Origin of the sequence: Cronobacter sp. HA18003 (assembly GCF_011605905.1) — a bacterium.
Lineage (GTDB): Bacteria > Pseudomonadota > Gammaproteobacteria > Enterobacterales > Enterobacteriaceae > Cronobacter > Cronobacter sakazakii.
The window spans coordinates 565,296-579,066 of the sequence record NZ_JAANQO010000011.1; the positions used below are offsets into that span (position 1 = coordinate 565,296).

Below are 13,771 nucleotides of genomic sequence, written 5' to 3' on the forward strand. Positions count from 1 at the left end.
AAACAAAAGAATAAAAAAACCCGCCGGGGCGGGTTTTTACGCTCAGTCCGATTAATGCTCGAACATGGCGGAGATAGATTCTTCGTTGCTGATACGACGAATCGCTTCGGCCAGCATACCGGAGAGGGTCAGCGTGCGCACATTCGGCAGCGCTTTGATCTCTTCAGACAGCGGGATAGTGTCGCAGACGACCACTTCATCAATCACGGAGTTGCGCAGATTATTCAGCGCGTTGCCGGAGAAAATCGGGTGGGTGGCGTAGGCGAAAACGCGTTTAGCGCCGCGCTCTTTCAGCGCTTCAGCCGCTTTGCACAGGGTGCCGCCGGTGTCGATCATGTCATCTACCAGTACGCAGTCGCGGCCTGCCACGTCACCGATGATGTGCATCACCTGAGAGACGTTAGCGCGCGGACGACGTTTGTCGATGATCGCCATGTCGGTATCGTTGAGCAGTTTTGCGATGGCGCGAGCGCGCACCACGCCGCCGATGTCCGGAGAAACCACAATCGGGTTATCCAGGTTCTGCTGCAGCATATCTTCCAGCAGAATCGGGCTGCCGAAGACGTTATCTACCGGCACATCGAAGAAGCCCTGAATCTGTTCTGCGTGCAGGTCCACAGTGAGAACGCGGTCAACCCCTACGCTGGACAGGAAATCCGCCACCACTTTCGCGGTGATAGGCACACGCGCGGAACGCACGCGACGGTCCTGACGGGCATAACCAAAATAAGGGATAACGGCGGTAATACGACCTGCGGAAGCGCGGCGCAGGGCGTCGACCATGACAACCAGTTCCATCAGGTTGTCGTTGGTGGGGGCACAAGTGGACTGGATGATGAAAATATCACCACCGCGTACATTTTCATTAATTTGTACGCTGACTTCGCCGTCGCTAAAGCGACCGACAGCAGCGTCGCCGAGGGAAGTGTACAGGCGGTTGGCAATACGTTGTGCTAGTTCCGGGGTGGCGTTACCAGCAAAAAGCTTCATATCAGGCACGAGAAGAACCTCAGGCATGCGTCCAGTGGTGGATGGCGGCGCCGCAAAACGCGACAGGAAGCAGGTTCGCCATCCAGGCGGTGTATTTAAAGAGCATGGCGCAACGTCTGGAACAGAGGTGACGTTGTCACCACGACTCAGTTTGCCCGGCGATGGCTTGCTGTAACGGGGAGTGGTTGACGCCTCGCGCAACAAAACCCTTCAGCCATTCCGGGGCTTTCTCAAGCACCCGGCGGGCCTCGGATTCGGTGTTAAATTCAGCAAACACACAAGCTCCGGTGCCGGTCAGGCGCGACGGCGCGTATTCTAACAGCCAGGAAAGCGCGGCATCAACCTCACGAAAACGTTTTCTTGCGATATGCTCGCAATCGTTGTGAAATTCACATTTCAGCAACGTTTCCATTGACCGGACGGGCGTATCGCGTGTGAGCTCCGGATCGCCGAAAATCACGGGTGTGGGAATGCTCACGCCCGGGTGCGCCACCAGATACCATTTCTCCGCAGGGCTGGCAGGCGTCAGCAATTCGCCGACCCCTTCGGCGAAGGCCGCGCGGCCGCGCACGAACACCGGCACGTCGGCACCAAGTTGCACGCCAAGGCGCGCCAGCTCATCTTCGCTAAAGCCGGTCTGCCAGAGATGATTGAGCGCCACCAGAACCGTCGCGGCGTTGGACGAACCGCCGCCGAGCCCGCCGCCCATCGGTAAACGCTTCTCCACGCCCAGATCCGCCCCCGCGCCTTCAGGCAGCCGTCCGGTTTCACGAGCGCGCGCCATCAGAAGCCTTGCGGCGCGCATGATGAGATTGTCCTCTTGCGCCACGCCCTCAACGGGCGTCACCAGCCGAAGCTCGCCGTCCATGCGCGGCGTTATCAGCACCGTGTCGCCATAGTCGAGAAACTGAAACAGCGTCTGTAAATTGTGGTAGCCGTCGTTACGACGGCCCGTGATATATAAGAAAAGATTAAGCTTCGCCGGGGAGGGCCAACGGGTCATTATTTAACAATCCAGTTATCCATTTTGAGCTTGATGCGCTGGTCGCCTTCGCGCAGCTCCAGGTTAGAGGGCATCGCAGGCTGGGTTTTAGTGTCGTAACCGCCGTATACCACCTTCCAGGTTTTGCCGTTCTGGGTGTAATTCACTTCGCGTAAACGGTATTGATCGTCAAGCGAGTAGTCGGTCGCATCGCCCGGCAGGCCGACAATCCACTGGCGCAGACTATTGAGCGGAATCGGCATACCGGTCAGTTTGCCGATCATCTCCTCGGCGTCCGTGGCCTGATAGTGTTTACCTTTGTTATCCACCAGTTCCACGGCACCCGGCTTCGCGTTCAGCTCAAGCTCAGTGCTGCCAAGCGGATTGGTTAGCAGCAAGCGATAGTTTTCTTTGCCGGTCTGTTGCCAGAAGAAACGCGCGTAGACTTTCTGCTGGTCGGAAAGATAGGCGAAAGCACCGCGGGTCTGGAACTGCGCGAGGTTTTGCACCTGCTGTTGGTGCTGTCGCCACTGGGGAGAGTCAGGGCTTTTGCCAGGACCTTGCGGGGCGTGGCTGACACAGGCGGTCAGCACCAGGCTCGCCAGCGGGGCGAGAGACCAAAAACGCACAGAAGAAATCGCCATAACAGGAACAAATCCTTGATGTTGATTGAGGTTATAACCCTTCATGCTAGCGTCAGGGGCTGAGGGCGTCTATGGTCAAGTTGTCTTAAATCATGAATCTGTCTATTACTCCAAAAGAGGCGGTTCTCTTTTATTGACCTTACGCATCCTGTATGATGCGCACAGCAAACCTTATCAACGCTGGTACTATTCCCGCTCCATGACCCTGTTAGCTCTCGGCATCAACCACAAGACGGCTCCTGTTTCGCTGCGAGAACGCGTGACGTTTTCGCCGGATACGCTCGACCAGGCGCTGGAAAGCCTGCTGTCGCAGCCGATGGTGCAGGGCGGTGTGGTGCTCTCGACGTGTAACCGCACGGAGCTTTACCTGAGCGTTGAGGAACAGGACAACTTGCACGACAAGCTCGTGCGCTGGCTGTGCGATTATCACAATCTCGACGAAGAGGAAGTTCGCAACAGCCTCTACTGGCACCACGATAACGACGCCGTCAGCCATCTGATGCGCGTCGCCAGTGGTCTCGATTCGCTGGTGCTGGGCGAGCCGCAAATCTTAGGCCAGGTAAAAAAAGCCTTCGCCGATTCTGGTCGCGGCCACGCGAACGCCAGCGAGCTGGAACGCATGTTCCAGAAATCTTTCTCCGTCGCCAAACGCGTGCGTACTGAAACCGATATCGGCGCCAGCGCCGTGTCGGTGGCGTTTGCCGCCTGTACGCTGGCGCGGCAGATTTTCGAATCGCTCTCGACGGTCACCGTGATGCTGGTCGGCGCGGGTGAAACCATCGAGCTTGCGGCCCGTCACCTGCGCGAACATAACGTGCAGAAAATGATCATCGCCAACCGTACCCGCGAGCGCGCCCAGCGCCTGGCGGATGAAGTCGGCGCGGAGGTCATCGGGCTTGGCGATATCGACGAGCGCTTAAAAGACGCCGATATCATTATCAGCTCCACCGCAAGCCCGCTGCCGATTATCGGCAAAGGCATGATGGAACGCGCGCTGAAGGCCCGCCGCAACCAGCCGATGCTGCTGGTGGATATCGCCGTGCCGCGTGATGTCGAGCCGGAAGTAGGCAAGCTTGCCAATGCCTACCTTTACAGCGTTGACGATCTGCAGAGCATCATCCAGCACAACCTCGCGCAGCGTAAAGCCGCAGCGGTGCAGGCGGAGTCTATCGTGGAGCAGGAAGCCTGCGAATTTATGGCCTGGCTGCGCGCCCAGAGCGTCAGCGAGACCATCCGCGAGTATCGCGCCCAGGCCGATCAGGTGCGCGAAGAGCTCACCAGTAAAGCCCTGGCGGCGCTGCGCACCGGCGGCGATGCCGAAGCCATCATGCAGGATCTGGCGCGCAAGCTGACCAACCGCCTGATCCACACCCCAACCAAATCTCTTCAGCAGGCTGCCCGTGACGGGGATGATGAACGCCTGCATATTCTGCGCAACAGCCTCGGGCTGGAGTAGCACAACACAATTCTAATTACAGGGTGATCTACCGCCTATGAAGCCTTCTATTGTTGCCAAACTGGAAGCCTTGCAGGAGCGTCATGAAGAAGTTCAGGCTCTGCTGGGCGATGCGGGTACGCTTGCCGATCAGGAGCGTTTTCGCGCGCTGTCGCGCGAGTATGCCCAGCTGAGCGACGTTTCGCGCTGTTTTCTTGAATGGCGTCAGGTCCAGGAAGATATGGAAACCGCGCGCCTGATGCTAAGCGACCCGGAAATGCGCGATATGGCGCAGGACGAGCTGCTGGAAGCGAAGGCTAAAAGCGAAGCGCTGGAGCAGGAGCTCCAGCTGTTGTTGCTGCCGAAAGATCCTGACGATGAACGTAACGCGTTCGTGGAAGTGCGTGCGGGCACCGGCGGCGATGAAGCCGCGCTGTTCGCAGGCGATCTCTTCCGTATGTACAGCCGTTACGCTGAATCGCGCCGCTGGCGTGTGGAGATCATGAGCGCCAGCGAAGGCGAGCATGGCGGTTATAAAGAAGTCATCGCCAAAATCAGCGGCGAGGGCGTCTACGGGCGTCTTAAGTTTGAGTCCGGCGGGCATCGCGTACAGCGCGTTCCGGCGACCGAATCCCAGGGGCGTATCCATACCTCCGCCTGCACTGTGGCGGTGATGCCGGAGCTGCCGGAAGCCGAACTGCCGGACATCAACCCGGCGGATCTGCGTATCGACACCTTCCGCTCCTCCGGCGCGGGCGGTCAGCACGTTAACACCACCGACTCCGCCATTCGTATCACCCACCTGCCGACCGGCATTGTCGTGGAGTGCCAGGACGAGCGCTCACAGCACAAGAACAAAGCCAAAGCGCTGGCGGTGCTGGGCGCGCGCATTCACGCCGCCGAAGTGGCCAAACGCCAGCAGGCGGAGGCCTCCACGCGCCGCAATCTGCTCGGCAGCGGCGATCGTTCGGATCGCAACCGCACCTACAACTTCCCGCAGGGCCGCGTGACCGATCATCGTATCAACCTGACGCTTTACCGTCTTGACGAAGTGATGGAAGGCAAACTGGACGCGCTCATTGAGCCGATTATCCAGGAGCATCAGGCCGATCAGCTGGCGGCGCTGGCTGAGCAGGAGTAATGGAATATCAGCAGTGGCTGAAACAGGCCATCGAACGTCTCACTGCAAGTGAATCTCCGCGCCGCGACGCGGAGATCCTGCTGGCGTTTGTGACCGGCAGGACGCGCACGTTTATCCTCGCCTTTGGCGAAACCGCGCTGACTGACGATGAACACGAGCGGCTCGATGCCCTGCTGGCGCGTCGCGCCGCGGGCGAGCCGGTGGCGTATCTCATCGGCCAGCGTGAATTCTGGTCGTTGCCGCTGGAGGTTTCCCCGGCAACGCTTATCCCCCGTCCCGATACCGAATGTCTGGTGGAGCAGGCGCTGGCGCGTCTGCCGGCCACGCCGTGCTGCATTCTCGATCTCGGCACCGGCACCGGCGCGATTGCGCTGGCGCTCGCCTCCGAGCGTCCTGACTGTCACGTCACCGCACTGGATGTCATCCCGGAGGCTGTGGCGCTTGCGAAACGCAACGCACAGCGGCTCGGCATCGACAACGTCACGATTTTGCAAAGCCACTGGTTTTCCGCACTGACGGACGTGCGTTTTTCGCTTATCGTCAGCAATCCGCCGTATATCGATGGCGACGATCCGCATCTCTCGCAGGGCGACGTGCGTTTTGAGCCGAAAAGCGCGCTGGTGGCGGATGACGCGGGCCTGGCCGATCTTGAAACGCTGGTGACTGAGGCACGGCGCTTTCTTGAGGATAACGGCTGGCTCATGCTGGAACATGGCTGGCAGCAGGGCGAGGCGGTGCGCGAACTTTTTACGCGCGCGGGCTATCAGGCTGTTGAAACCTGCCGCGATTATGGCGGTAATGAACGTCTGACGCTGGGACACTATCGCGACACACAGGATCGCAACACACAGGAGTAAGGCAGCATGGCCGCTTATTTTGCAGTAAAACACCTACATATTCTGACGGTGGTGATTTCCATCAGTCTGTTTATTTTGCGCTACTGGTGGCAGTACCGCAGCTCGCCGATGTCCTCAAAGCGCTGGGTGCGCATCGTGCCGCATGTCAACGACACCGTATTGCTCGGCAGCGGTGTGGCGCTGGTACTCATCACGCATTTTTATCCTTTTACCCCACAGGGCGCATGGCTGACTGAAAAGCTCTTTGGCGTTATCATCTTCATCGTTTTAGGCTTTATCGCGCTCGGGCGTCGCCCGCGCAGCCAGCAGGTCCGCTGGATTGCCTTCCTGCTTGGGCTGGTGGTGCTTTACATCATCGTGAAACTCGCCACCACTAAAGTACCGCTATTGGGGTTGATATGAAGTCGTTGGCCGATTTCCAGTTTAACAACGCGCCGCTCTGTGACGGCATGATTTTGGTTTCACAGCATATCCGCGACGATTTTCCGGTGCAGGACGTCTACGACCAGCTCGAAAGCCTGGTGCGTCTGGCCCGTGAAGAGATCTGCGAAGGTTCACATCAGGATACACAACTTGAGCGCCTGCTGGAGCTGTTTTACGGCGAGTGGGGCTTTAGCGACGCGCGCGGCGTTTACCGCCTGTCTGACGCGCTGTGGCTGGACAAAGTGCTGAAGAAACGCCAGGGCAGCGCGGTGTCGCTCGGGGCTATTCTGCTGTGGATAGCCGGGCGTCTTGATATTCCGCTGATGCCGGTCATTTTCCCGACGCAGCTGATTCTGCGCGCCGACTGGATGGATGGCGAAATGTGGCTCATCAACCCGTTTAACGGTGAAACGCTTGATGAACATACGCTTGAAGTCTGGCTTAAAGGCAACATCAGCCCGGTGGCTGAGCTTTATATGGATGACCTGGAAGAGTCTGAACACAGTCTCGTCATCCGCAAACTGCTCGACACGCTGAAATCGGCGCTGATGGAAGAGCGGCAGATGGAGCTCGCGCTGCGCGCCAGCGAAGCGCTGCTGGAGTTTAACCCGGAAGATCCGTATGAGATCCGCGACCGCGGACTGATTTACGCCCAGCTCGACTGCGAGCACGTGGCGCTCAATGATTTAAGCTATTTTGTGGAGCAGTGCCCGGAAGATCCGATTAGCGAGATGATTCGGGCGCAGATTAACTCGATTTCGCACAAGCAGATTACCCTGCACTAAGCGCGGCGTGTACCGATTTACACAGGATAAAGGCGACAATATGAAACAAAAAGTGGTTAGCATTGGCGACATCAACGTCGCGAACGATCTGCCGTTCGTACTGTTTGGCGGCATGAACGTGCTGGAATCGCGCGATCTGGCGATGCGCATCTGCGAGCACTACGTCACCGTGACCCAGAAGCTCGGCATTCCTTACGTTTTCAAAGCGTCTTTTGATAAAGCCAACCGCTCCTCTATTCACTCTTACCGTGGCCCTGGCCTCGAAGAAGGGATGAAAATCTTTCAGGAGCTGAAGCAGACCTTTGGCGTGAAAATTATCACCGATGTACATACCGCCGAGCAGGCACAGCCGGTTGCGGATGTCGTGGACGTTATCCAGCTGCCGGCCTTCCTGGCGCGCCAGACCGATCTGGTTGAAGCGATGGCGAAAACCGGCGCGGTCATCAACGTGAAAAAACCGCAGTTTATCAGCCCGGGGCAGATCGGCAATATCGTCGATAAATTCAAAGAGGGCGGCAACGAGCAGGTTATCCTGTGCGATCGCGGCACCAACTTTGGTTATGACAACCTGGTGGTCGACATGCTGGGCTTTGGCGTGATGAAGAAAGTCTCTGGCAACGCGCCGGTGATTTTTGACGTGACCCACGCGCTGCAGTGCCGCGACCCGTTTGGCGCCGCGTCCAGCGGTCGTCGCGCCCAGGTGACCGAGCTTGCCCGCGCTGGTATGGCGACCGGCCTCGCAGGGCTCTTTATCGAAGCGCACCCGGACCCGGAAAACGCGAAATGCGACGGCCCGTCCGCGTTGCCGCTGGCGAAGCTCGAAGCGTTCCTCACGCAGATCAAAGCGATCGACGATCTGGTGAAAAGCTTCCCGGAACTCGATACCGAGCATTAATCGGCCCGGTCGTAAAAATAAAAACCCCGCGATGCGGGGTTTTTTTATGGGCGTGCGGCGTGCCGCTCAGAGGGGTTAATGTCATATGGCGGGTGCGCAGGCTTACCCGCCCTACGAAAACATATTTAGCCTCTTATCGTAGGGTGGGTAAGCGAAGCGCACCCACCGCCCCAATGCACTAATCAGCTTCATGTAGGGTGGGTAAGCAACGCGCACCCACCGTTCCTGTGCTGCGCACCCGCCACCACCTTTACGCAAAAATCGTCATCAAATACGCCGCGAACAGCGCCAGATGCGCGCTGCCGTTCAACACATTCGTGCGCCCGGTGGAAAACGAAATCTGGCACAGCATCAACGCCGCGAGCATCACCACCATTTCCGGCGCGCCGAGCGCAAACTGCAAATCGTTGCCGGTCAGAATCGCGATAATCGTCACGGTCGGCACGGTCAGCGAAATGGTCGCCAGCACCGAGCCGAAAAAGAGATTCATCGCGCGCTGCACCTGATTATTCAGCACCGCTTTCAGCGCGCCCAGGCCTTCCGGCGAGAGGATCAGCAGCGCCACCAGGAACCCTGTGAACGACACCGGCGCGTTAAGATGGCTTAACAGCGCTTCAAGCGGGTTCGCGTTCATCTTGGTCACTGCGATCACCGCGACCAGATGCACAATCAGCCACACCGCGTGCCACAGGCTGCTGTGCGCCGACGGCTTACCGTGGTGCGGATCGTCGTCATCGCTCTCGTCTTCATGCTCATAAACAAACAGGCTCTGGTGCGTTTTGGTCTGGATAAGCAAAAACACGCCATACATCGCGGCGGAAATCATCGCCACCAAAAGCGACTGGCCGGTAGAAAAGTTACCGCCCGGCAGCGCCATCGGAAACACCAGCACAATCACCGCCAGTGGGAAAAGGGCGATCAGATACTGTTTAATCCCGAAAAGATTTACATATTGCGTGGCGAATTTACGCCCGCCGAGCAGCAGCGCCACGCCCACCAGGCCGCCGCTGACAATCATAATGATCGAATAAAGCGTATCGCGCATCAGCGTCGGCGCGGCATCGCCCGTCGCCATGAGCGCGGAGATCAGGCTTACTTCAAGGATAACGACTGAAAGACTCAGAATCAGCGATCCATACGGCTCGCCGAGGCGATGCGCCAGCACATCCGCGTGGCGCACCACGCTAAACGCGCTGCTCAGAATCGCGACCAGCGCCAGCGCGTTGATGCCGATAATCACTGGCAGCGACTGGCTGGAACCCCAGAACGCCAGCACCGCCAGCGCTAATACCGGGAAAATGAGAGAAGACTCCTTATGGCGGGTCTTCACCGCCTCATGGTTTGTTTTTGTCACGTTAATTCTCCAGAGAAGCAGGTGATAATCATTATAGTGATGAGGAAGACAGAGCGTAAAACTACCAAAAAATGCGCGGTCAGGAGGCTTTATTTACGCTTTTTTACGGCTAAACCGTAACTTTGCAGTAAATGCGTCAAAAAACCGAATTTCATTGAGGAACCATTTATCAAACAAAGCATTGTGAAGGCATCACAACATGCTTCGCTTGCGGCTGGCGCGCTTTCTGATTGTGTTCCACACTTATCTTTTTATGAAATAAAGGAGCGTAGCGATGCCTTACTCTTCAAGAACCGATTTGCCCGATAATGTCCGCAACGTCCTCCCGGCGCATGCGCAGGATATTTATAAAGAGGCGTTCAACAGCGCCTGGGATCAATATAAAGACGAAGATGACCGGCGCGGCGACGCCAGCCGGGAAGAGACGGCGCATCGCGTCGCGTGGGCTGCCGTTAAACATGAGTATGAAAAAGGCGATGACGATAAATGGCATAAGAAAAAATAATGCTTCGTTAATCGCCTGATTCCTCTCCATCTTTACCTTTATTCCCGTAAAGCGCGCGGGAACAGATAAGTTTTTTGTCGGTTGAAAACGCCGCTGCGGTCTTGTCAGCGGCGCGTTAATCCCCTATCGTCACCCCGTAATTGCTTTCTGATTGAGCGATAAAAAGATTCTGAAAGCGCTTAAAATCGCAGGGAAGCAGCCGTGGTGGAGGTAGAAGGTGTTAACACGTGATTTCTTAATGACAGCAGACTGTAAGACGGCTTTCGGAGCCATTGAGGAATCGTTACTGTGGACGCCAGAGCAGCGGGCGGCGTCACTGACCGCCACGCTCGCCTGTCGTCCTGAGAACGAACCGGTCTGGATTTTTGGTTACGGCTCCCTGATGTGGAACCCGGCAATGGTCTTTGAAGAGCGCTGCGCCGCGACGCTAAACGGCTGGCACCGCGCGTTCTGCCTGCGGCTCACCGCCGGGCGCGGCAGCGCCTGCAAGCCCGGGCGTATGCTGGCGCTGAAAGAGGGCGGAGCCACCACCGGCGTTGCGTATCGTCTGCCGGAAGCAGAGCTTGAAACCGAACTGACGCTGCTGTGGAAGCGCGAAATGATCACCGGCTGTTACCTGCCGGGCTGGTGCAAGCTCACGCTCGATGACGGCCGCACCGTGCACGCCCTGGTCTTTATCATGGATCCGAGCCACCCGCTGTATGAAGCCGACACCCGTCCGGCCACCATCGCGCCGCTGATTGCCCGCGCGAGCGGCCCGCTTGGCACCAATGCGCAATATCTCTTTTCGCTTGAGCAGGAGCTGAAAAAGCTCGGCATGTGTGAAGCATCGCTGGATGAACTGGCGTCAGAAGTGCGCGCGTGTCAGGCGCAAGACGGCGATGAGAGTGGCGATCTGCAACCGCATTTCGCCTGAAAAAACCCCGGCGAGCGCCGGGGAGAATGGTCAGGCCGGAACGTAGCTGATGGAGTGTTCCAGCGTCTGGCTGTGACTGTCGATAAGTACATCCCAGACGCCGCTGTAAGGCACGCTGATATACGCGCTGTTGCGGTTCTGGACGCTTAAAATATCTGCTCCCGCGCGCCTGGCGCGTTCACCCGCGCTCATTAAATGAATATGGCAATTCGCTGAACAGCGCACCACCACCGTGTCTCCGCCAAACAACTTCAGGCTTGCTTTTACCCGCGCCATCTTTAACCCCTCTGTCAATGATAAATCCGTCAGGACAGCCTTTCGAACGTGAGGCTGTTCACAAAACCTGTCGGAAATAACACCAAAGAGGGAGGCCGCGAACGCTGATTTTGATCAAAAAATGCGGCCACAACACGATATTCATCACATTGTTCGTTAAAGCGGCGGGCAGGCGCGCGGAAAATGTCTCAATGCGCGCCTGCGCCTGATTAAATGCGGAAATGGCTGGCCGTCTGGGCGAGTTCTCCCGCCTGGCCCTGCAACGCGCCCGCTGCGGCGGCCGACTGTACCACCAGCTCGGCGTTCTGCTGCACCATCTGATCGAGCTGCAGCACCGCGTGGTTAATTTCCTGAATGCCTTTCATCTGCTCGCTGGTGGCGACGGTGATTTCACGCATGATGCCGGAAACGTTGCCGATGCTGCTGACTATCTCTTCCATCGATTCGCCCGCGAGGCGCACGTAGCGCGAGCCGGTCGCGACGCTTTCCGTTGTGGAGTCGATAAGCGATTTAATCTCTTTCGCGGCCTGAGCGCTGCGGCTGGCGAGGTTACGCACTTCACCCGCCACCACCGCGAAGCCGCGGCCCTGTTCACCGGCGCGCGCGGCTTCCACCGAGGCGTTCAGCGCCAGAATGTTGGTCTGGAACGCGATACCGTCGATAACGCTGGTGATATCGCCGATTTTCGCCGAGGCGCTTTCAATCAACTGCATCGTGGAGATGGCTTTAGACACCACTTCACCGCCGCGCGAGGCGGCATCCGTCGCGCTCTGCGCCTGGGTATTAGCCTGCGCCGCCGCGTCGGTAGAGTTAGCGACCGACGCGGTTATCTGTTCTACCGCGCTCGCCGTTTCACGCAGGCTGGAGGCGGCCTGTTCGGTGCGCCCGGAGAGATCCTGGTTCCCGGCCGCGATTTCATTCGCCGCCACTTTCACCGAGGCGCTGGCGTCGCGCAACTGGCCCATCACGCCCGCGAGCTTATCGCAGAAGGCGTTAAAGGCATGGGCGATTTGCGCCACTTCGTCACGGCCATCTTCCGGCAGGCGCTGAGAAAGATCGTTAGTGCCGCTGCTGATAGCCACCAGCGCGTCGCGGATCATCAACAGGCGTTTTAACAGCCGGGTGACCAGGAAATGCATCAGCGCGCCGGTAATTAACAGCAGCACCAGCACGGAAATAGCCGAGGTATTGAGCAGGGCGCGCATGCCTGACGTGGCGTCGTTTTCATCAAGGGCTACCACCAGATACCACTGGGTGCCCGGGACGCGCGTGGCCAGCAGTGCTTTTTGCGCGCCGCCGATATCGCCTTCCAGCGCCGTATCGCTCGTTTTCAGCTCGCTGAACGCGACGCCTGATACCGCTTTATCAAAGGGTTTTGACGTCAGCGCCGGGTCTTTCGCGGCAATCAGCGTGCCGTCGTCGTTCACCAGCAGCCCGCTGCTGTTTTCCGTCGGGTGAATGCTGCGTACGTTGGCAATCACGCTCTCCATGGAGAGATCGCCTGCGACCACCGCCGCAATGACGCCGTTTTGCTTCACCGGTACCGCGAACGTCACCACCAGCTTGCCGGTGCCGGCGTCCACGTAAGGCGCGGTCACGACCGGCGCGTCAGCTTTCACCGCCTGCTGATACCAGGGGCGAATGGTCGGATCGTAATCCGCCGGGACGCCTTCCGGGTTAGAGAATTTCGCGGTTTTAGTGGCATAACCGGCGTAGACGTTCATAAAGCCGCCCGCTTTCGCCATCTGCGTAAAGACCGGCACCGGATCGGCGCCCAGCGCGACGGTATCCAGCGACTGGATCATCGCCGTTTTGCTGTTCACCCAGTCGCTGATGGCGAGATTATGGCTGGCGCTGGTACTGCGCAGCGTATTCAGGCTCGCCTGCTGATTATCCAGCCGGGTGACCTGATAGTTCATGATGGTATTCAGTAACAGCGCACCGACCAGGCAGCCTGCGGTGGCTGCGATAATGCGCGCGCGAATGGACGTTAACATAGGCGTATACCCTGCTGTGTGTTGTGTGAGCGTTATGTTTCAGACGAGCGTGTTGTTGTAGGTTTTAAGTAAAATATCGGCACACAGGGCGGGGACTTGATGGGCAGCGCAGGCGAATAAGTAAATATTATTACACCTGCGTGATTATCAGAAGGTCAGGACTTTATCAGCCTCCAGCGTCCACCCGGCAAGCTCAACCAGCGTGCCAATCTCCACGCCGTCAATCAGCGGCAGCGCGCTCACGCCGCGCCCGTCGGCGCAGGTCTTGCACAGCCTCACCGGCACATTCTGGGCGGTGAGGATCTCCAGCATCTGCTGCACGTTATAGCCTTCAGCGGGTTTCTGACCGCGCAGCCCAGCGGTGACGGCATCCGACATCAAAAACAGTTTCAGCTCAGGGGCCTGCGGCTGGTCGCGCAGCGCGATGGCAAGACGCAGGCTGTTAAACAGCGATTCGCTGCCGTAAGCCGCGCCGTTGGCGATAATCACGATTTTTTGCATCCGGAACTCCTTTGCCATGACGGCATAGTTATTGCTTGATTCCTGTAAAGGCGATCACAGGAGAAAGAGC

Annotated in this window: 15 protein-coding genes; 8 read left to right on the forward strand and 7 right to left on the reverse strand. The window is 58.1% G+C overall.

What is annotated here, in order from left to right; translation table 11 throughout:
* Nucleotides 1–51: 51 nt before the first annotated feature.
* The 3 genes from prs to lolB form a co-directional block, all read right to left on the reverse strand.
* Nucleotides 52–999, reverse strand: coding sequence for a ribose-phosphate diphosphokinase (gene prs, locus G6041_RS03710; protein ID WP_004386060.1), 948 nt, complete (start codon nt 997–999; stop codon nt 52–54).
* Nucleotides 1,000–1,126: 127 nt separating this feature from the next.
* A complete protein-coding gene (ispE, locus tag G6041_RS03715; protein WP_012124533.1) occupies nt 1,127–1,993 on the reverse strand; it encodes a 4-(cytidine 5'-diphospho)-2-C-methyl-D-erythritol kinase in 867 nt (288 codons plus the stop codon).
* Entirely contained in the window at nt 1,993–2,616 is a 624-nt protein-coding gene (lolB, locus tag G6041_RS03720; RefSeq protein ID WP_004386062.1) for a lipoprotein insertase outer membrane protein LolB, read from the reverse strand. The genes ispE and lolB overlap by 1 nt, the downstream gene beginning before the upstream one ends.
* 199 nt (nt 2,617–2,815) lie before the next feature.
* Here lolB and hemA point away from each other — a divergent pair, with 199 nt between their 5' ends.
* From hemA to kdsA, 6 genes are read left to right on the forward strand one after another with little or no spacing between them, the layout of a single operon-like run.
* Entirely contained in the window at nt 2,816–4,072 is a 1,257-nt protein-coding gene (gene hemA / locus G6041_RS03725) for a glutamyl-tRNA reductase (protein ID WP_004386063.1), read from the forward strand.
* A 37-nt stretch (nt 4,073–4,109) separates the two neighbouring features.
* A complete protein-coding gene (gene prfA, locus G6041_RS03730; RefSeq protein ID WP_007868426.1) occupies nt 4,110–5,192 on the forward strand; it encodes a peptide chain release factor 1 in 1,083 nt (360 codons plus the stop codon).
* Entirely contained in the window at nt 5,192–6,049 is an 858-nt protein-coding gene (prmC, locus tag G6041_RS03735; protein WP_012124536.1) for a peptide chain release factor N(5)-glutamine methyltransferase, read from the forward strand. Before prfA ends, prmC begins: the two co-directional genes overlap by 1 nt.
* Nucleotides 6,050–6,055: 6 nt before the next feature.
* Nucleotides 6,056–6,451: a SirB2 family protein gene (locus G6041_RS03740; protein ID WP_012124537.1), complete on the forward strand. Its 396-nt coding sequence runs from the start codon at nt 6,056–6,058 to the stop codon at nt 6,449–6,451.
* Complete coding sequence (gene sirB1 / locus G6041_RS03745; RefSeq protein ID WP_004388051.1) at nt 6,448–7,257, forward strand: invasion regulator SirB1; 810 nt, start codon at nt 6,448–6,450, stop codon at nt 7,255–7,257. The genes G6041_RS03740 and sirB1 overlap by 4 nt, the downstream gene beginning before the upstream one ends.
* A 40-nt stretch (nt 7,258–7,297) precedes the next feature.
* Nucleotides 7,298–8,152 carry a 3-deoxy-8-phosphooctulonate synthase gene (gene kdsA / locus G6041_RS03750; RefSeq protein ID WP_004388052.1) on the forward strand — a complete coding sequence of 285 codons (855 nt, stop codon included), beginning with the start codon at nt 7,298–7,300 and terminating at the stop codon, nt 8,150–8,152.
* 250 nt (nt 8,153–8,402) lie between these two features.
* Here kdsA and chaA read toward each other — a convergent pair whose 3' ends face one another.
* Nucleotides 8,403–9,506 (reverse strand): sodium-potassium/proton antiporter ChaA, encoded by a 1,104-nt coding sequence (gene chaA, locus G6041_RS03755; RefSeq protein WP_004388053.1) that lies wholly within the window; start codon nt 9,504–9,506, stop codon nt 8,403–8,405.
* Between the two features lie 274 nt (nt 9,507–9,780).
* Between chaA and chaB the strand changes: the two genes are divergently transcribed.
* The gene (chaB, locus tag G6041_RS03760; RefSeq protein ID WP_004388054.1) at nt 9,781–10,011 is read left to right on the forward strand and encodes a putative cation transport regulator ChaB; all 231 of its coding nucleotides are present in this window, start codon (nt 9,781–9,783) and stop codon (nt 10,009–10,011) included.
* A gap of 217 nt (nt 10,012–10,228) precedes the next feature.
* Entirely contained in the window at nt 10,229–10,927 is a 699-nt protein-coding gene (locus tag G6041_RS03765; protein ID WP_041460478.1) for a gamma-glutamylcyclotransferase, read from the forward strand.
* 30 nt (nt 10,928–10,957) lie between these two features.
* Here the strand turns inward: G6041_RS03765 and G6041_RS03770 are convergent, their stop codons facing one another.
* From G6041_RS03770 to G6041_RS03780, 3 genes are all read right to left on the reverse strand, one after another.
* The gene (locus G6041_RS03770; RefSeq protein ID WP_004388056.1) at nt 10,958–11,203 is read right to left on the reverse strand and encodes a DUF1883 domain-containing protein; all 246 of its coding nucleotides are present in this window, start codon (nt 11,201–11,203) and stop codon (nt 10,958–10,960) included.
* Between the two features lie 209 nt (nt 11,204–11,412).
* Nucleotides 11,413–13,200 (reverse strand): methyl-accepting chemotaxis protein, encoded by a 1,788-nt coding sequence (locus tag G6041_RS03775; RefSeq protein WP_007892444.1) that lies wholly within the window; start codon nt 13,198–13,200, stop codon nt 11,413–11,415.
* 147 nt (nt 13,201–13,347) lie between these two features.
* Nucleotides 13,348–13,701, reverse strand: coding sequence for a DsrE/DsrF/TusD sulfur relay family protein (locus G6041_RS03780; RefSeq protein WP_041460479.1), 354 nt, complete (start codon nt 13,699–13,701; stop codon nt 13,348–13,350).
* Nucleotides 13,702–13,771: the final 70 nt, after the last annotated feature.